This window comes from Bacillus sp. FSL R7-0672, assembly GCF_038601465.1.
Classification (GTDB): Bacteria; Bacillota; Bacilli; order Bacillales; family Bacillaceae; genus Bacillus; species Bacillus pumilus.
The window spans coordinates 1,706,506-1,724,983 of sequence record NZ_CP152010.1 but is presented as its reverse complement, the minus strand read 5'-3'; the positions used below and the strand labels follow the sequence as shown (position 1 = coordinate 1,724,983).

General features: G+C 40.3%; 23 protein-coding genes. 5 read left to right on the top strand and 18 right to left on the bottom strand.

From position 1 onward, the window contains the following. Window positions 1-28: 28 nt before the first annotated feature. The 7 genes from MKY18_RS08495 to spoVK all read right to left on the bottom strand — a co-directional run bounded on the left by MKY18_RS08495 (window position 29) and on the right by spoVK (window position 7,355). Window positions 29-868, bottom strand: coding sequence for a hypothetical protein (locus MKY18_RS08495; RefSeq protein ID WP_065097333.1), 840 nt, complete (start codon window positions 866-868; stop codon window positions 29-31). A gap of 80 nt (window positions 869-948) precedes the next feature. Further along, window positions 949-1,155 carry an XtrA/YqaO family protein gene (locus MKY18_RS08490; protein ID WP_065097332.1) on the bottom strand — a complete coding sequence of 69 codons (207 nt, stop codon included), beginning with the start codon at window positions 1,153-1,155 and terminating at the stop codon, window positions 949-951. A gap of 661 nt (window positions 1,156-1,816) precedes the next feature. Continuing rightward, window positions 1,817-3,151 carry a type I glutamate--ammonia ligase gene (gene glnA, locus MKY18_RS08485; RefSeq protein ID WP_003211015.1) on the bottom strand — a complete coding sequence of 445 codons (1,335 nt, stop codon included), beginning with the start codon at window positions 3,149-3,151 and terminating at the stop codon, window positions 1,817-1,819. Between the two features lie 59 nt (window positions 3,152-3,210). Continuing rightward, on the bottom strand, window positions 3,211-3,621 hold the full coding sequence (locus tag MKY18_RS08480) for a MerR family transcriptional regulator (RefSeq protein ID WP_003211674.1): 411 nt from the start codon (window positions 3,619-3,621) through the stop codon (window positions 3,211-3,213). A 91-nt stretch (window positions 3,622-3,712) separates the two neighbouring features. Beyond that, window positions 3,713-4,993 carry an aminotransferase class I/II-fold pyridoxal phosphate-dependent enzyme gene (locus tag MKY18_RS08475; protein ID WP_065097331.1) on the bottom strand — a complete coding sequence of 427 codons (1,281 nt, stop codon included), beginning with the start codon at window positions 4,991-4,993 and terminating at the stop codon, window positions 3,713-3,715. Window positions 4,994-5,011: 18 nt separating this feature from the next. After that, entirely contained in the window at window positions 5,012-6,274 is a 1,263-nt protein-coding gene (gene hflX, locus MKY18_RS08470) for a GTPase HflX (RefSeq protein ID WP_050944939.1), read from the bottom strand. Between the two features lie 121 nt (window positions 6,275-6,395). Then, window positions 6,396-7,355 (bottom strand): stage V sporulation protein K, encoded by a 960-nt coding sequence (spoVK, locus tag MKY18_RS08465; protein ID WP_003211912.1) that lies wholly within the window; start codon window positions 7,353-7,355, stop codon window positions 6,396-6,398. Window positions 7,356-7,675: 320 nt separating this feature from the next. Between spoVK and MKY18_RS08460 the strand changes: the two genes are divergently transcribed. Next, entirely contained in the window at window positions 7,676-8,434 is a 759-nt protein-coding gene (locus MKY18_RS08460; protein WP_065097329.1) for an N-acetylmuramoyl-L-alanine amidase, read from the top strand. Between the two features lie 66 nt (window positions 8,435-8,500). Here the strand turns inward: MKY18_RS08460 and MKY18_RS08455 are convergent, their stop codons facing one another. The 9 genes from MKY18_RS08455 to MKY18_RS08415 form a co-directional block, all read right to left on the bottom strand. Beyond that, window positions 8,501-9,118 carry a hypothetical protein gene (locus MKY18_RS08455; RefSeq protein ID WP_065097328.1) on the bottom strand — a complete coding sequence of 206 codons (618 nt, stop codon included), beginning with the start codon at window positions 9,116-9,118 and terminating at the stop codon, window positions 8,501-8,503. 84 nt (window positions 9,119-9,202) lie between these two features. After that, the gene (gene nrdF / locus MKY18_RS08450) at window positions 9,203-10,183 is read right to left on the bottom strand and encodes a class 1b ribonucleoside-diphosphate reductase subunit beta (protein WP_003212452.1); all 981 of its coding nucleotides are present in this window, start codon (window positions 10,181-10,183) and stop codon (window positions 9,203-9,205) included. A 17-nt stretch (window positions 10,184-10,200) separates the two neighbouring features. Then, on the bottom strand, window positions 10,201-12,303 hold the full coding sequence (gene nrdE, locus MKY18_RS08445) for a class 1b ribonucleoside-diphosphate reductase subunit alpha (RefSeq protein ID WP_044141838.1): 2,103 nt from the start codon (window positions 12,301-12,303) through the stop codon (window positions 10,201-10,203). Continuing rightward, window positions 12,263-12,655, bottom strand: a complete 393-nt coding sequence (nrdI, locus tag MKY18_RS08440; RefSeq protein WP_008360380.1) for a class Ib ribonucleoside-diphosphate reductase assembly flavoprotein NrdI — start codon at window positions 12,653-12,655, stop codon at window positions 12,263-12,265. Before nrdI ends, nrdE begins: the two co-directional genes overlap by 41 nt. A gap of 265 nt (window positions 12,656-12,920) precedes the next feature. After that, window positions 12,921-13,133 carry a hypothetical protein gene (locus MKY18_RS08435; RefSeq protein ID WP_003212415.1) on the bottom strand — a complete coding sequence of 71 codons (213 nt, stop codon included), beginning with the start codon at window positions 13,131-13,133 and terminating at the stop codon, window positions 12,921-12,923. A gap of 79 nt (window positions 13,134-13,212) precedes the next feature. Further along, window positions 13,213-13,542 (bottom strand): YmzC family protein, encoded by a 330-nt coding sequence (locus tag MKY18_RS08430; protein ID WP_044141839.1) that lies wholly within the window; start codon window positions 13,540-13,542, stop codon window positions 13,213-13,215. A gap of 161 nt (window positions 13,543-13,703) precedes the next feature. Further along, complete coding sequence (gene hfq, locus MKY18_RS08425; RefSeq protein ID WP_003211269.1) at window positions 13,704-13,925, bottom strand: RNA chaperone Hfq; 222 nt, start codon at window positions 13,923-13,925, stop codon at window positions 13,704-13,706. A gap of 25 nt (window positions 13,926-13,950) precedes the next feature. Then, window positions 13,951-14,907, bottom strand: coding sequence for a tRNA (adenosine(37)-N6)-dimethylallyltransferase MiaA (miaA, locus tag MKY18_RS08420; protein ID WP_065097326.1), 957 nt, complete (start codon window positions 14,905-14,907; stop codon window positions 13,951-13,953). A gap of 69 nt (window positions 14,908-14,976) precedes the next feature. Then, on the bottom strand, window positions 14,977-15,378 hold the full coding sequence (locus MKY18_RS08415; RefSeq protein ID WP_065097325.1) for a YmaF family protein: 402 nt from the start codon (window positions 15,376-15,378) through the stop codon (window positions 14,977-14,979). A 104-nt stretch (window positions 15,379-15,482) separates the two neighbouring features. Here MKY18_RS08415 and MKY18_RS08410 point away from each other — a divergent pair, with 104 nt between their 5' ends. The 4 genes from MKY18_RS08410 (at window position 15,483) to MKY18_RS08395 (ending at window position 17,101) form a co-directional block, all read left to right on the top strand. Next, complete coding sequence (locus MKY18_RS08410; protein ID WP_065097324.1) at window positions 15,483-15,740, top strand: spore coat protein; 258 nt, start codon at window positions 15,483-15,485, stop codon at window positions 15,738-15,740. Between the two features lie 114 nt (window positions 15,741-15,854). Beyond that, window positions 15,855-16,400 (top strand): TetR/AcrR family transcriptional regulator, encoded by a 546-nt coding sequence (locus tag MKY18_RS08405; protein ID WP_065097323.1) that lies wholly within the window; start codon window positions 15,855-15,857, stop codon window positions 16,398-16,400. After that, entirely contained in the window at window positions 16,400-16,717 is a 318-nt protein-coding gene (locus MKY18_RS08400; protein ID WP_065097322.1) for a multidrug efflux SMR transporter, read from the top strand. The genes MKY18_RS08405 and MKY18_RS08400 overlap by 1 nt, the downstream gene beginning before the upstream one ends. A 15-nt stretch (window positions 16,718-16,732) precedes the next feature. Beyond that, a complete protein-coding gene (locus MKY18_RS08395; protein ID WP_065097321.1) occupies window positions 16,733-17,101 on the top strand; it encodes a multidrug efflux SMR transporter in 369 nt (122 codons plus the stop codon). 47 nt (window positions 17,102-17,148) lie between these two features. Here MKY18_RS08395 and MKY18_RS08390 read toward each other — a convergent pair whose 3' ends face one another. After that, on the bottom strand, window positions 17,149-17,598 hold the full coding sequence (locus MKY18_RS08390) for an OsmC family protein (protein ID WP_050944954.1): 450 nt from the start codon (window positions 17,596-17,598) through the stop codon (window positions 17,149-17,151). 77 nt (window positions 17,599-17,675) lie between these two features. Further along, a complete protein-coding gene (locus tag MKY18_RS08385) occupies window positions 17,676-18,410 on the bottom strand; it encodes a poly-gamma-glutamate hydrolase family protein (RefSeq protein ID WP_044141847.1) in 735 nt (244 codons plus the stop codon). Window positions 18,411-18,478 lie beyond the last annotated feature (68 nt).

The following is an 18,478-nucleotide window of genomic DNA, read 5'->3' as shown; positions in this document are numbered from 1 at the left end:
TAAAAAATCTTATAAGCAGACTGTTTAATTATATAATTGAATTATTGTTTGTAGTACTATCGTTCGTAGATTCCTCGTTTGTAGAATCTTGATCGACCTCTTCAATCGACATTTTTATATTGCACAAGTCTTCTAACTTGATAATTTTTGTTTCTGTACATAACTTTGGCTTAGGATTATTTCCTAATAAAATTAATTCTTTGTTTATAGCGTGTAGTACATACCAAGATTTTTTATTCAAATCACTTTCAAGAATATTTTGTTCATTAGCTAAATCAATGTCAGAAACGAGTATATACTTTTCTTTTGTCCAATATAAAAACTTTGAAATTTGCTTCATTAATGCTGGTATAGGGAGACATAGAACGGTCATACATCCTATTATAATTGCTAATTTTCCAATTGGATTTTCCACGAATACATTTGTTACAACTGTTCCATTCAACGGAAAATAATAGCACAATAAGCAAACCATGAACAGTATTGCTAATAATACTCTTACCCCAAACCGATTAAGTTTTGAAGAGGATTGACTGTTTATAACATAAATTATAGTGAAAATTGGAGCACCAATTGTGAAAAAAATTGATCCTATCATGGGAGATAAATTTGGATCCCCAGTCCAGGACGGTACACCAAAAGTATAAAGTATAGACAGATTAATCAATACCCACCATAAAGTCTGTCCAAGATATTTAATACTTAATAATAGTATAACCATATCTTTAGTTAACAACTTTTGTTCAAAGATACTTGATGATAATAAATTAATAGGTCTTATTAATTTGAAAATGATTAATAAAACTATTATTGCAGCAGCCAAATTACCTGGTATCCCCATTTTTTCAAGAAATCCAAAATACTCCATAAATACACACCTTTTCAATATTCTTCTTTATTGAATCGGCATTTTTTAGATTTTTTCAAGTAATTAGGGAACTCTATCTGCTAAATATCTATTCTGTGAGAACTTGTATAATTTAAATTTGTGAACTGGCCGTCACGTGTAGTGATTTCCGTTTTTCCGTAAATAGGTGCTTCAGCCAAAAACGCTTCGTTGGAATGGCCATCTAGGATAATGACTTTAACCTCTCCTTTTTCAAAAAGCTGATCAATTGAGATGTTAGAGTCTATATGTTTGTAAGGATTATTCATGCACAAGGCCTCCCATGTTATAATGAATTGTCGAGATTCATTAGAGCTGGAGCCTTGTGCTTCGGTTCTTTTTATTTGCCCTGAAGAGCTTGCAAATCACGTACACACATTTTAAAGAAGTGTTCGTCCCTTAAATCTAAAGACAAATGAATCAAAGCCTTCAGATCATCTTCAGTAAGTGCCTCATCCAAGTTTTCAGCCAAAGACTTTGGACAACCAAGGTATTACCACTAAGGAACCTTACTAAAATGTCATCTTCAGATACTTTAATTACATAACCTGGTTTTTTCCCTTTCCTAGATGCTTTGTTACAGTCTCCTTCTAAGAATTCGTTTGCGTGCCATCTTAGGCAGTCCTGTCTTCCTCTTCTTTTTGATCATTCCCGTCAGAATCGTCTTTCACACTTTGAGGGGAATCTTATCATTTCTACTTCAATCTTTCTGCATCGGTACAGCTTCGCTGGCTTGGACCTCATACTAGAAAAAATAGACACAAATTCAATGAATAAATATGAAGAGTATATCTCCAAGATAATGGAGTGATTTTTTTATCATTTTTTTGTGGGTGAATTGTGGGTGGCGGCTTTTTCATTTTGAAATATTAGAAACACCCACAAAAATAAAAACCCCCTGAAGCCAATGGCTCCAAGGGGTTTTCTTTATTAATACTGAGACATATACTGATCGCGTTCCCATGGGTGTACTTGGGTGCGGAACATATCCCACTCGATTTCTTTTGATTCAATAAAGTGCTCAAATAGGTGATCGCCTAGTGCGTTGACCATGACTTCGTTTGATTTCAGCAGCTCAAGAGCTTCTGCAAGTGTTGCAGGTAGGTCAGCGATGCCGTTTTCAAGGCGCTCTTCTTTGTCCATGACATAGATGTTTCTGTCAATTGGTGCTGGTGCGTCTAGTTTGTTTTTGATTCCGTCAAGACCTGCTGCAAGTAATACGCTTAATGCAAGGTATGGGTTTGCAGATGGGTCTACACTGCGTACTTCTACACGTGTGCTGATGCCGCGTGATGCAGGGATACGGATCAATGGGCTGCGGTTTTGTGCACTCCATGCCACATAGCATGGTGCTTCATAACCAGGCACAAGACGCTTGTAAGAGTTAACTGTTGGGTTTGTGACCGCTGTAAAGCTTGTTGCGTGCTTGACGATACCCGCGATAAAGTGTCTAGCAGTCTCGCTTAATTGTAAATCTGCTTTTTCATCAAAGAATGCGTTTTTGCCATTTTTGAATAATGATAGGTTACAGTGCATACCTGATCCGTTTACACCGAACAATGGTTTTGGCATGAATGTCGCATGAAGACCGTGCTTTCTCGCAATCGTTTTGACAACGAGTTTGAACGTTTGAATGTCATCACAAGAACGGATGGCGCCTGCATATTTGAAGTCAATTTCATGCTGTCCAGGTGCTACTTCGTGGTGAGACGCTTCAATTTCAAAGCCCATTTCTTCAAGCTCAAGCACGATATCACGGCGGCAGTTTTCGCCTAGATCTGTTGGTGCAAGGTCAAAGTATCCACCTTTATCGTTTAATTCAAGCGTTGGCTCGCCTTTTTCATCTAATTTAAATAAGAAGAATTCTGGCTCAGGTCCAAGGTTGAAATCACTAAATCCTAGATCTTCCATTTCCTTTAAGACACGCTTTAAGTTATTACGCGGGTCTCCATCAAATGGCGTCCCGTCCGGCTTGTAAATGTCACAAATAAAGCGTGCAACTTTACCTTTTTCTGCTGTCCAAGGGAAAATAACAAATGTGTTGAGATCTGGGTATAGATACATATCTGATTCTTCAATACGTACGAAGCCTTCAATAGATGAACCGTCAAACATACATTTGTTATCGAGAGCTTTTTCTAACTGGCTCACAGGAATTTCAACATTTTTAATCGTTCCGAGAATGTCTGTAAATTGCAGACGGATGTACTTTACGTTTTCCTCATTTACTAATTTTACGATATCTTCTCTTGTGTATTTTGCCATTTCGTAAAACTCCTCCCCTACAAAAGGTAAAATTGTATAGCAATGCTTTTGCTAATTGGTTAACGGAAGAACCTTGACATATCCCCCTGCCTAAAGGTCGTTCCTTGTTGGAAACGTCCAGCCTGAATGAGTTCCTTCTTCAGTAGCTTCCTGAGTTCATCATCTGTCAAGTTGTGCTTGGCTGTGGTTTTCTCCTCGGTCTTTGCATCAGACGCTGGATGTTCTGCCTCAGCTTTGGCAAAAAGTTTTTTGATTCCTGCCATGTTTACACCTTGTTCGATGAGGTTTTTAATTTCTAGTAATTTATCAACATCATGGAAAGAAAATAATCGGCGATTCCCATCACTTCTTGCTGGAAATACTAAACCATTTTCCTCATAATAGCGAATTTGTCTTGCAGATAATTCTGTTAGCTGCATGACAATCCCAATTGGGAATAAAGGCATTGAGCGGCGAATGTTATCACTCATCTCAACTGTCTCCTCCTCTTTGCTTAAATTTATTATATGTCATGTTATATTATGTGTCAACAGTATGTTAGGAATATTAACATGGATTTTTTTATCGAGCAGGTATGTCGATAAAACCTTGTTCCAATAAGGCATCTACAGCACTGCAAATCGCATTTTTCACATGGGCATACGTGAGTCCGCCTTGAACGTAGGCTGTATAAGGAGGTCTGATCGGTCCATCGGCTGATAACTCGATACTAGCTCCTTGGACGAAGGTGCCCGCTGCCATAATGACATCATCCTCGTATCCCGGCATATAGCTTGCATGCGGTGTGACGTGACTGTTGATCGGAGATGCATATTGAATCGCCTGACAGAATGCAATCATTTTGTTAGGATCGCCAAATTCGACGGATTGAATTAAATCCGTTCTTTTCGCATTCCACGCTGGGTTCGTTTGGAACCCGAGCTTCTCAAGAAAACGAGCCGTGAACACCGCACCCTTTAAGCTTTGTGCCACAACATGCGGTGCTAAGAAAAATCCTTGATACATTTCTTGGAGCGCATACAGCGAGGCACCCGCTTCACTGCCGATGCCCGGAGATGTCATTCGATAAGAGCAAGCTTCGACCCATTTTTCTTTTCCAACGATGTAGCCGCCTGTTTTGGCAAGCCCGCCGCCCGGGTTTTTAATAAGTGAACCCGCCATAAGATCCGCTCCCACATGACATGGCTCTTGTAATTCAGTAAATTCACCATAACAGTTGTCCACAAACACAATGATTTCTTCATTGATCTCTTTTACAAATGAAATCATTTGCTCGATTTCTTCTATTGTAAAGGAAGGTCTTGACGCATAACCTTTCGAACGCTGAATGCCGATCATTTTTGTTTTAGAGGAGATCGACTCTTTTACTTTGTCATAATCGACGGATCCATCTTGCCTTAAATCAATGGCCTTGTAATCAATCTGGAAGTCTTTTAATGAGCCTGTCCCTTTTTTGCCGCGAATCCCTACAATTTCTTCTAGCGTATCGTATGGTTTTCCCGTCATATAGATCAATTCATCACCAGGTCTTAGCACACCAAATAACGCAATGGAAATCGCATGCGTGCCGGAAATGATCTGCGGACGCACAAGGCCGCTTTCTCCCCCGAAGACGTCCGCATAAATTTTTTCTAACGTGTCTCTTCCCATATCATCGTAGCCATATCCAGTTGTTGGATTAAAGTGAGAGTCACTGACTCTATGCTTTCGGTAGCTTTCAAGCACCCGCCACTCATTTTGTTCGCTCTTTTGATCAATTTGCTGATGCATGTGTAAAATGTCTTGTTCTGTTTCTGCTGCTACTTTTTCTAAAATACTGCCGTGTTTTAATGTATGAAACATCTTGATTTAATTCCTTTCTTACAACATATACTTCTTGATTTGACCTAATATGGTCTGCTCCTCACCGCTAAACCCGGTGATGTCATAAAGTTCTGCTTCTTTTTGAAATTCTAGTGATTCCACGAGCGTTTCTGATTTTAATGCGGAAATGAGTTTTCCTTCATACGCAGGAATTTTCACATGATATGGCTTTAAAAAGTTTTGTTTCAGTTCTGCCATAATATCCGCTTTTAACCGCTTCACATCTTCTTCGCGTCTCGCACTGATTAACAGATGACGATGCTTTGAAGATGGGATGAAATCCGGTCTGATTTGATCTTCTTTGTTATAAACCGTCAGCATTGGAATACGATCTGCTTCTAATTCCTCTAAAAGCTCATGAACCGTCCGTTCGTGACCTTCGTAATCCTCATTAGAAGAATCAATGACATGAAGCAAATAATCAGCTTCCTTCACTTCTTCAAGAGTGGAACGAAATGCCGCAATGAGTGTTGTTGGGAGGTCTTGGATAAAACCAACGGTGTCTGAAATCAGCACACTGTAGCCAGATGCTAATGTCATCTTACGTGTCATTGGATCAAGTGTCGCAAACAGCAGATCTTCTTCATGACTATCTGCATCTGTTAATTGGTTAAACAAAGTAGATTTTCCGGCATTCGTATACCCAACAATGGCAATTTGAAACACACCATTTTTCTTCCGGCGTTCCCGGTATCTTGTACGGTGTTCTTTGACTGTAGATAATTGTCCATTAATTTCGTGAATACGGTTTCGAATATGACGTCTATCTGTTTCAAGTTTTGTTTCACCTGGACCTCTTGCGCCAATTCCGCCGCCTTGTCTTGAGAGGCTGATCCCTTGTCCGCTTAGTCTCGGCAAGGCATACTGAAGCTGGGCAAGCTCTATTTGCAGCTTCCCTTCTCTTGTCCGGGCTCTTTTTGCAAAGATGTCTAATATCAATTGTGTCCGATCGATAATTTTCACATCTAAGGCAGTTGCCAAAGCTTTTAGCTGACTTGGAGACAGTTCGTCGTTAAAAATAATGACATCACATTCGAATTCCTCACAAAGCACTTCAAGCTCTTCTACTTTCCCTTTACCGATATATGTTGCGCTGTCTTGTCTATTTCTCTTCTGCGTCATTACGCTGACAGCTTCACCGCCAGCCGTTTTGGTTAAGGAAGCTAATTCTTCCATTGAGTATTGAAAGCGTTCATCCGTGACATGCGGCAATTGACAGCCGACAAGGATCGCTTTTTCTGTCATTTCATGTTCATTCAACGTCAGTTGTTTCCTTTCTGTACTTAAGTTTTCAGTAGTACCATCATACCAAACACATCACACGTATACCACTATTCGGATGGTTTATTTTAGTATCTCTTTATAAAAAGGATACGCCATTTTAAGTAGGCGTATCCTCTTTCATTTGGAGATCGTGACTTTTAATCGTGAGCAAATCTTTTTTATCATAATGATCCACAAGCAGGAGTCTCATCGCTTGGGTTCGAATGGCCTTTTCAATCGTGTTTCGCACAAAACGGCCGTTGCTGAATTTTGCAGGACTCGTGGTGCTTTTAATGTGCATTAAGTAATCTCGCAGCTTCCATTCAGCTTCTTGAGTAAAGATATATTCTCTGTCAGCCATCATCCGTTTGGCAATGTCCATGAGCTGATCGACGGTATAATCAGGAAAGCTGATATTGATTGGAAATCTGGATTGCAGCCCCGGGTTTAATGATAGAAAATGATCCATTTCCTTGGAGTAGCCAGCAAGAATGAGAATGAATTCGTGCTGTTTGTCCTCCATATGTTTTACTAGGGTATCAATCGCTTCTTTCCCAAAATCCTTTTCGCCTCCGCGGGCAAGAGAATAGGCTTCGTCGATGAACAAAATGCCGCCTAGTGATTTTTTAATTAAGTCTCTTGTTTTTTGAGCAGTATGACCGATGTACTCCCCGACTAGATCTCCGCGTTCCGCTTCAATTAAGTGACCCTTTGAGAGGACATTCATTTCAAAGAAAAGCTTCCCGACAAGTCTTGCAACCGTCGTTTTCCCTGTGCCCGGATTCCCTTTGAACATCATATGAAGCGCTTGTTTACCTACCTTTAACCCTTGTTCCTGCCTTTTTTGATTGACAAAGATCCAAGCATAAATCTCTTTTATGTTTCGTTTCATTTCATCCATACCGACAAGGCTGTTCATTTCACGCTCTATTTCCCGTAAGATGCTGTGTTTTGCCTCATTTTTCTGCAAGGCTTCTAGGTATTCTGCCTCTGAATCTGCATCAACCAATACTTGCTTTTGTCCGTTAAGTATAATATTGATTTGGCCGTTGTTTTTATATGTGACAGCTCGCTCCAACGTATTCACCTCTCGCTCTTCTCTCTTTATTCTATTCGGGTGGAGCTGTAATCGTGACAATCGCCCGCTTAAGCCCAAGTTTGCTGTCAAAATGACCCGAGATACCGAATATTGTAGGGATTTCTGCGGTTTCCCAGGAAATGATGTGCTATTTCCATTGTATTCATCCCATTTAGGCGGACAAACCAACAATTTGTTTTTTCTTAGAAAAATGTAGCTTTCTCATCACAAATTGTGCAGAAAAGAGTCTCAATGATTTCCGCATTTTGTACAGGCAATTTTTCTATTTTCTCATAAAATAAAGACGAGGTGATGAATAGATGGTGAAAATTTTTATTGATCCTGGCCATGGAGGAACAGATTCTGGAGCTGCTGTTAATGGACTTTTGGAGAAAAATATAACACTGCAAATCGCGATTTTATTGAGAGATATGTTGATTAGTGATTATGATGACGTTTCCGTCCGCTTAAGTCGTTCAATTGATCAATCCGTTACTTTGGCCCAGCGTACAAATGCGGCAAACAGCTGGGGAGCTGACTATTTCGTGTCTATTCATGTTAATGCGGGCGGGGGCACAGGTTTTGAAAGCTTTGTGTATCCTGGCGTTTCAGCACCAACCACCACGTATCGCAATGCCCTTCATGATGAAATTGTTCGCTCGGTGGATTTTGCCAACCGCGGTAAGAAAACAGCGAACTTCCACGTTCTTCGAGAAACTTCTATGCCCGCTATTTTAACAGAGAATGGTTTCATTGATACGGCAGCTGATGCAAATAAGCTCCGCAACGCGACCTTCCTTCAAGGCATCGCTCGCGCTCATGCCACTGGATTAGAGAAAGCCTTTCAGCTGAAAAAAAAAGCAAGTAATCTTTATAAAGTACAGGCTGGAGCTTTCAAGGTGAAAGCCAATGCAGATGAATTAGCAGCCACGCTGAAATCAAAAGGCTTTGACGCCTTTGTTGTATTAGAGGGAGGTATGTTCCGAGTACAAGCCGGAGCTTTTCGTACAAAGCAAAATGCGGATGACCTCGTCGCAAGATTGAAACAGGCCGGTCACGACGCATTCGTTTTCCAATAACTGAAGCTGTTATAACGAAATAAACCGGCTCAAGTCTGCTGCTGAGCCGGTTTATGATTGATTCCTTTATGCTAAAATGTTCACGACAAATTGAGACCACGTTTCAAGTCGATCGAAGTATTCAGGCTTTTTCAAATCAGATGCTTTCATCCATTTTCCTGATATTTGATCTGTTTCTTTCACTTCTACATGAGCACTTGGAGATAATTCAAGCGCTGATAACAGTCCAATGTGCACACGGCCGACACTGTTGTCATCATCATTAATTAAACCAAGGGTTTTCATCTCAAGTTTGTCTTCTTCTTGAATAGAAAGTTCCTCGTCTAGTTCACGATCCGTATTTTCTTTTAGAATTTCAGCAAAGTTTTTGCCTTCGATGAAATTCATGTGACCACCAAAGCCAAGAGATAACTTATGATGCAATCGAGTCTCTCCCCCGCCTTGAAGCCTTTCATATACATACACTTCGTCCTCACGCTTAATCACGACATAAGGAATCGGCTGCTTGAAGTCAGGATTTTCTTCCGCATCGCCTCTTCGCATCTGCTTGAAGTGCTCTTCGATTTCTTTCATAATTGTGTTGATTGTTTTCTCTTCACTATTCACACCATTAAACGCAAGCGTTTCGTTTTGGAATACGCGTGTGCGCGGTGCAACTAGTATGATTTCATCCATTTTTCCCATGTTCTTTAACCTCCAGTATGTAACGCATTGTATGAAATGGCAAAAAGCCAAAACGAGTGATGCGTTTTGACTTTTACGCCTTACTTATGATTCATCTCCAAAGAAGAAGTCGTCATCTTTTAACGGCTCAACCGTCGCTTTTTTGTAGCCATTCCCTTTCATTGAGAAGAAGTCATGCGACTTTGTTTTTGTATTGAGTCCGTTCAATACAATTGGATTGATCTCTTCTTCTTCAAAGTAAGGGGCAAATCCAAGGTTCATTAACGCTTTATTGGCATTGTAACGAATGAACTTTTTCACATCATGCGATAAATTGACTTGGTCATATATATCTTCCGTGTAATGAAGTTCATTTTCATAAAGCTCGTTCAAGAGGTCAATCGAGAAATCGTACAGCTCTTTTTGCACGTCAGGTGTTTGTTTGTTGTAAATTTCTTGTGCTAATAATCCAACGTACACACCATGAATCGCTTCATCACGCAAAATCAAGTTGATGATTTCACCGCTTTGCATGAGCTTTCCTTGTCCATAAAAATAAAGTGGGTAGTAAAAACCACTGTAAAATAGGAAACTTTCTAAATAAACAGAAGCAACCATTGCTTTAAAGAGGGAAATCGGATCGTCCTTTTGAATCGAACGGTATAAACTGACAATCATATCTGCTTTCTTTTGCAAGAATTTATTCTTTTTGACCCATTCAAACACTTCACTGATCGTTTCAGTTGGTGCGAGTGTCATGAAGATATTTGAGTATGATTTCGCATGTACCGCATTTTCCATCATCGCCATAAAGTTTAATACCGCTTTACGCTGATGGCCTTCTACATGTTCAGCCACTATCGGCATCCCTGTATTTCCTTGTTCTGTATCAAGTAAAGTCAGTCCAGCAAGTACCTTCATGTACGTATCTCGCTCTTTTTCACCTAAATATTTCCATGTCAAGAGATCCCCGTTTAAGGAAATCTCTTCAGGAAGCCAGAACTGCTTCACATTTTGGTTGTAAAACATTTGTGTAAAATCGTCTTCGTGTTTTGACCAGTTGGCTGCATCATAAATTTTTGTCACGTTAAACTCTCCTTTAATCAAACAACACAAGAAAGACAGCCTTCCTGCCCTGTATCCTTCGTTCTTGCATAATAAAGTGTCTTAATGCCTTTATGGTGTGCATACAGATCGATGCGGTTTAAGTCACGCGTTGTCATCGTATCTTTCAGGAATAGTGTAAAGCTGATTCCTTGATCGACGTGCTGCTGAATCGTTGCGATCATATCGACCACTTTAAACATATCCATATCGTACGCTTCTTTATAGAAGAACCAGTTTTGCGCTGAAAGACCTGGCATTGGGTAATACGTTTTGCTGTTGCCGTATGTTCTTTCTTCGATACGTTCCATAATTGGCATAACAGAGGCTGTTGCCGATTGCACATAAGAAATGGAACCTGTTGGTGCAATACATAAGCGGTAGCTATGGTACATGCCATTTTCCGCTACAAAGTCTTTGAGTGCTGCCCAGTCTTCTTTTGTTGGAATGTGCATGCCTTCAAATAATGCTGCTGCTTTTTCTGTTTTTGGTGTGAAATCATTCTCCACGTATTTATTGAAGTACTCGCCCGTTGCGTAGCCAGAGCCTTCATAACGATGGAATGTTTCTCCTTTTTCTTTTGCAAGCTCACTTGAACGTTTAATTGAATAATAGTTTACCATCATAAAGAACGTATTCGCGAAATCTCTTGCTTCTTCACTTTCATAGGCCATTTGGTTTTGAGCCAAATACCCGTGAAGGTTCATCGCGCCAAGTCCGATTGACTTCATCGCTTTGTTCGCTTTTCGAACAGCTGGTGCATTGCGAATGTCTGTTGTTTCAGATACAAGCGTTAGTGAGTCTGTTGCAAGTTTGACCGTTTTTTCGATCGATTTGTTTTTCATGACATTCATGATATTTAATGAACCAAGGTTACAAGAAATATCAAGACCAATTTCATCTTCTTGATCGTAGTCCGCGTAAGAAGAGACCTCTGAAGCTTGAAGCACTTCTGAGCAAAGGTTTGAGAATTTCACTCGTGAAATATGGTTTAATGCATGCTCTCTATTCACATTATCTTGGAACATGATATATGGATAGCCAGATTCTGAGCGAAGAACAGCCAATTTTTCAAGAAGCTTTCTCGGATTGACTTTTTCTTTTTTGACTTTCGGGTTTTCTACAAGCTCATCATACATTTCTTCCATGTCCATCTCATCAAGATGCTGTCCATATTCTTTATAGACTGTGTGCGGATAGAAGGTGTAAGCTGTTTTATCTTCTCTTGCAAGCTCGATAAATTTATCCGGGATGACAACACCGATGGACAATGTTTTCACACGAACATCTTCATCTGCAGAGATTTTTTTTGTATCTAAGAAATCATTAATATCTCTGTGGAAAATATTGAGGTAGGCACTGCCTGATCCTTGTCTTTGTCCCATTTGATCTGCATATCTGAATGCATTATCAAGAAGCTTCATCACACCGACGACACCTTTTGTCGCGTTTTCAACATCTTTGATTGCTTCGCCTTTTGCACGAAGTTTTGACAGGTTCAAGCTGACGCCGCCGCCTAATTTTGAAAGCTGCATGGAAATATCAATCGCTCTTGAAATATCGTTTAATGAGTCATTCACTTCAAGCAAGAAGCAGCTCACAAGCTCACCGCGTCTTTTACGCCCAGCGTTTAAGAATGTTGGTGTACTTGGCTGGTACTCCTGATTGATCATCAATTCTACAAACTCAAGAGCTTTTTCTTTATCTCCGCCCGCAAAGAAAAGCGCTACAATTGAAATGCGGTCTTCATAGCGTTCAAGGATTTTCTTTTTATCATTTGTTTTCAGTGCATAGTCGTTGTAAAACTTAAACGCACTCATGAATGATGGGAATCTAAATTTCTTCGCATATGCAGCTTCGAATACTTCTTTAATATCTGCCATGCTGTATTGTCTTAAAAATTCTTCCTCATAGTAGTCGTTTTCTATTAAGTAATCAATCTTCTCTTCTAAGTTGTGAAAGAAGACTGTGTTTTGATTAATATAATCTACGAAATAACTATGTACAGCTTCTTTGTCCTTATCGAACTGAAACTTTCCTTCTTTTTGAATCATAATCTCGTTATTTAATTGTATCCACTTTGGAACCTGATTTTGTGACAATTCTTTCTACCTCCTGTGTAAACAATTCAACATCCCTTTTTGTTCCGCTTAGTTCAAAGGTGTGCAAAATAGGAACTTGATATTGTTTAGAAATCGTATCGGCGCTTTTGGCAAAATTATCTCCCCACACTTTGTTTCCACTCACCGCTACACCTAGTAAAAGGTGAGCATTTTTCTCTAAAAAGGATTGAGTGGTACTTGGGACTTGTCCAAATCCTGTCGTAAAGGTGACGAGAATAAACGGCGTATCCAAAAACTCTTCTCCAGTCAATTTTCGTTTGTCTGTAAAAGGGGTCTTGTCCAAAAAGCGTTGAACATTTCCTGTTTTTGAATCAAATACGATTTGAATCAATTCCATCACGACCTAGTTTTTAGTATTGTTGATCATTTCGTTATTCACTATATATAGTATACTATGTTTTTTCAAAACACAATATATAGATGTTCGAAACGAAAAAAATCAACCAACCCGGCCGAACATTCATAGCCGAACTCGTACGTTCAAATAAATAGAGCAGAACAGGATCTAAAAATAGACTGCTCTACTCTCTATTCAACTGAAACCGAAATCTATCATAACACGAAAAAAAATCGCTTAGTAGACTAGACTTTTTGTTTTATTTTTTGTAGGCATCGCACTGTAAATCTTCTGACACTTCTGTAATTTCCACTTCAACACCTAATTCTTTTAGCACCGCTTCAAGCGCAGAGACGATTGAAGCTTCTCTGACTAATTCTTTCCCATTTACAGAAACGCTTGTTCCATATTCAAAACAGGAGTCGTCTTCACAAGTTTGTTCCCAATGATTAATTTTAATTTTGTGTGTCATGAACTCATCCTTTTCTGTCTAGATGTCTGATGCATGATTATAGTGTAGCGACTTCACATTCATTTGTAAATTTACGTGCTTACTCTTCCACAGAATCGTCATCATCATAATCTTCGTCCCACTCATCTATGTATTTTGTTTTAATAAGGGTCAGTTCTCCCTCTTTTTCATCAAACCGGTACACATGTACTTCATCATCTTTCACAACTGCAAAGTGATTATTTTTTAGTGCAACAGCTGATTGTAATAGGCCATCTATATGTCCATGATCATCTTGATTAGAATAGTTATGCCAGCTTTCCTGTCTCGATTCAATGTTTGAAATGGCGCATGATCCAAATAAGACAACAATCCCAACTAGTAGAAGGATCACTCTAATCCTTCTTAATTCAAGCTCTGCATTTTCCATATCGCTTCCCTCACCTTTCTTCATATCCAATAAGGGATTATACGCAGAATAGGCAGAAAAGTTTCACGGCATGCAAAATAGCCCCTCTGCACTGACAAAAAACGTAGCGGGTTCCGGCCGGTTTATTCGCAGATGCATGGGGCTATTAGGTCGAACATATCCTATTCTAATTCTAGATTTACATTCTTTTGAGGTGCAAATGTAGAAATGGCGTGTTTATAAATAAGCTGCTGCTTCCCTTCTGTTTCAAGCAGCACCGTGAAATTGTCAAAGCCTTTCACTTGACCGCGAAGCTGAAAGCCATTCAGTAAGAATACTGTGACAAATGTATTGTCTTTACGAATTTGATTCAAAAATTGGTCCTGAATATTAATCGGTTTCATGTTTCGTCCTCCTTGATTCTGATAACTACAGTTTCGCTTTAAGTCCAAGCTTTCCTGCTATATATGCGAAAATTTCCTCTTTTTTGTCTGAAAAGTGGCAAGGCGGTGTCATGTCGAACCAAGTGACATCCATTTTATTACGGAACCACGTGAACTGACGTTTCGCATATCTACGGGAATTTTGCTTTAATTGCAGGATAGCTTCATCAAGTGAGCAGTCACCTTGAAAATACGCATACAGCTCTTTATAACCAATCGCTTGAACCGATTGACAATCCTTCAAGCCAGATTGATAAAGTGCGCTCACTTCCTCAATTAAGCCTTCATCTATCATCATATCAATTCTTTGGTGAATGCGCTCGTACAAAAGCTCTCGATCCATTTTCAGCCCAATGAAGGCTGTATCATAAAGAGGAACTTCTTGATGACCATTTTGCATCTCCGACATTTTCTGACCTGTTGTATGGATCACTTCCAGCGCCCGGATCACGCGGCGGACATTATTCGGATGAATGGTTTTTGCAGCATCAGGGTCTACTGCCTTTAGCTTTTCGTGTAGCTGAAGGGAGCCATGCTGCTGTTCAAACAGCGCCATTTCTTCTCTAAAAGAAGGGTCACTTTTCTCATCGGTAAATGTGTAATCATATAAAACAGATTGGATATACAAACCTGTTCCGCCGACAATCATGGGTGTTTTCCCTCTAGCGGCAATCTCTTTGATTTTCATACGGACCAGCTGCTGAAACTCAGCTGTAGAAAAAGATTCATCTGGCTCTTTCATATCAATTAGGTGGTGCGGGACACCATCCATTTCTTCAGGGGTGATTTTAGCTGTTCCAATGTCCATTCTTTTATAAATCTGCATAGAATCACCGCTGATAATTTCTCCATTAAATGCTTTGGCTATATGAATGCTCAGTTTTGTTTTGCCGACAGCCGTCGGTCCTACTAATACAATCACTGGTTGTTTCGTTTTTTTCATAACATCACTCTCTTTTACAAACTGCCTACAGTATAGCATAACTTCTCTTTCTCTCCTATATAGGGCCTATCACCAGCCGAGTGGTTCATTTCCGACCACTTCATATGTCTTTCCTTTTAATCGGTGCGTATGCGTCGGCCGCTCTTCGTCCGGACTATAGACGACTCCTCCGTACGGAATGGGGACAGAATCGTTATAGGCTGAAAACGTGACTTCCTCAATCTCGTGATAGTGGGTACCATCTAATCTCGGTATCGCAGGCCCTGTGACGCCGTAGTATCTGTGGAAATGCCCTCTCTCAAAAGAGGTGACCCCTCGATAATAATGAGTATGCTGATCGGTATTGCTCCCATTGACAGGCTGAGAAATACCTTCTATTAAGTGATAATGCTCTTCTGTTACATTCGTTCGTGCTTTATAGGCATGAGCATGCGGCGGGCATTTTGCCCAATCAGATGGATACAGGCCCATTTTTAACATTCCTCCTTATAATAGGCGTTCATCCAAACACATATAGGCCAATCGAATACACTGATGTCAGTTACAGTGATTTTATGTGAGAGGAGCCTTTTTTTATGAATTATTTTGATGCACCGCCATTTATGCAAGAAGACATGAGAAGACCTTTTGGATTTGGAAGACCTGGATTTGGATTTGGAGGCCCTGGGTTTGGAAGACCTGGATTTGGGTTTGGGAGACCTGGATTTTTTGGACCTCCATTTTTAGGTGGTTTTGCTGGAGGACTACTTGCAGGATCCCTGCTTGCGCCAGGCTATGGCTATGGCTATCCTTATCCACCACCATATCCGCCATATGGACCATACCCTTATTAATAAATATGACTTTTAAGTGAAAACAACCTTTCATAAAATGAATCGATTGACACATTAGTTTTTCATGGGTTAACATTTACTTTACCGACCGTTCAGTAAAGTAGGTGTTTTTTTATGTCTAAAACCAAAAAAGAGCAAATTTTTGAGGCAGCTGCTCGTACGATTTTAAAAGAAGGATTAAGTCAGCTTACCCTTCAGAAGGTAGCAGAGCATGCACATATGACCAAGGCCGGCCTGCTTTATCATTTTTCAAGCAAGGAAGAGCTCATTCAAAAAATGAATGAGCACGCGATTGTCTGCTTTCGTCAGCAGCTTGAGTCGTATCAGGAAACATACAAAAACGAAAAGGCTCCTTATGTACGTGCATATATTTTGGCGACATTAAATGATCTTGATATGAAAAACACGACCCAGTTATGTACAAGCATGCTGGCCACCATGTCATTTGATGAAGCGTTATTGAACCCTTGGCGTGATTTTTATGCGGAGTTTAAAGAGAAAGCAGCAGAGGAAATAAATGATCCTGCGCTGAGCCAACTGATCCGACTTGCATGTGATGGGATATGGTTTTCAGAGATGTTTCAGCTTGAACCGCTGAACCGAGAGGAAAAAACCCTTTTACTTCATCGGATTTTACACCTTTTAGAGGAGGGAACATGATGATCCTCGGATATCTTTTTCTAGCTGTGGCCATTTTTTCAGAAGCCGTTGGCGCCGTGATGTTAAAATTCTCAAATGGCTTTACTCGCTTTAAGCCTAGCGCTGTCGTTGTTGCTGGATATACACTTGCCTTTTATATGCTGTCATTGACACTGAATATCATTCCGCTTAGCATGTCTTACGCAACATGGTCTGGCGTTGGTACAGTCCTCACGGCTATTTTTGGCGTGCTTTTTTTCAAAGAAACCTTGAACCAAAGAGCAATCATTGGGATGGCGATGCTTGTCTTAGGGATCGTACTTTTAAATATGTCATAAAGGATGTGAGAGATCATGAAAGGAATGCTCTATTTAACAGGGGCTATTTTGACAGAGGTTTTTGGGAGTACGATGCTGAAGCTTTCCCAAGGTTTTTCTCAACTGCTGCCGAGTATTGGGGTCCTGATCGGATTTGGGTGTGCCTTTACCTTCCTCAGTCTGGCACTTAAAACGATTGACCTTTCGTCTGCTTATGCAACATGGTCTGGCGTTGGAACAGCACTCACTGCTCTTATCGGACTCGTGCTGTTTAACGAAACCATTCACATAAAAGGCTTCATCGGACTTGCACTAGTGATATGCGGCGTGATTGTCTTGAACCTGTCAAAAAAACAAAAGAAAGAAAACAAAGAACAAATCGATCAAACCAAATGGACGTCATAAAAAAAGTCATTTTCTCCATTTCATTAAGAGAAAATGACTTTTTGTTTTTACCCGCCGACTTGAATGGTTTCTTCTAAGGAAATGTCCACATTTCCTTGAACAGCTCTTGAGATCATACATGAGCTTTCGGCTTTGTGCGCGAGCTTACGGGCAAGCTCAATATCTTGCGGAGAAGCAGAGGCTTTGAGGATGATGACAGGCCGGTGAATGATTTTTTCATATGTAAACACACCATTTGTCACATCTACGACAGCCTCAGAACTCATTGTGAGATCCTCTTTTTCTAATTGGCTCCGCTCCATCATAGCGGCAAGTGTAATAATATAACACGTAGCCGCTGCACCTAAGAGCATCTCATCTGGATTTGTTCCGATGCCGGGACCGTCCATTTCTTTTGGAATTGAAATCTTCGTTTTTAACTGTTCACATGAGATTGTACCCACATCGTTGCGCAGGCCAGGCCAGCTCGCCTGAAGATGAAAATGATGACGCGCCATATTTGTCTCTCCTTTTGTTATCACTTTTTATAGTGTAACAAGAATTCACGCTGCTTGTCTTAACATGTGCACCATCTTTATGTATATTCCTCATCCAGCACTGTCCGAATCGCCCTGACATACCGGTAGAACGTCTCGTTTTTTGTACTCGACCGCCGCCGAAAGTCAAAACTGTCAAATAAAGCTTCACGCTGACTTCTACTAATCTCTAGCTGTACACTTTGCCCTGTTTTAGTAAGATTATTAATATTATGATTGCTTGTTCCGCTCAGGGTTGCGTGTGCGACAGCCAGTTCAGCAGAAAATCCGTTCCGCTCTAATGAGTTCACTATTTTTTCTGCACGGTCGTAATCTGTTCCGCCAACGAGCGTATGGTCAATGCCTTCCTCACCTTTGTATCCATGCACTGCTAAGATATAATCGTGTGCTTTTGCCTGCGCGACGCCGACTGGCTCATCAAAGTTTGTACTTGTCACATGAAGTTCTGACGCATTCTCTCTTAAACCTTCAAACAAATACGTAGAGAAATCATTATCGAAAAAATGGACGATCTCACTCACGCCGCCTTCAATTCTCCCGCCATGGGGTGACATCACAAGAAGACGGCTTCCAGGCACTGGGTTGGCTGTAATTTGATAGCTGCTTGTTGATTCGTTTTCTTCCAGTTCTTTAAAATTGCTATAAATATCATTTGAACCGCTTTCGTCTTCCCCACCTGATGACAATGGCTCATCAGGTTCCTGTGCTTGCATTGTATAATAAACGCCCCATCCGATCGCAAGCAGGAGAAGCAAAGCAAAAAACTTCTTCATTCCCGTTCTCCTTTAACAGATTTCTAAGCCGTTTCTATGATTTATATTGAATCATCATTTCTTTTCAT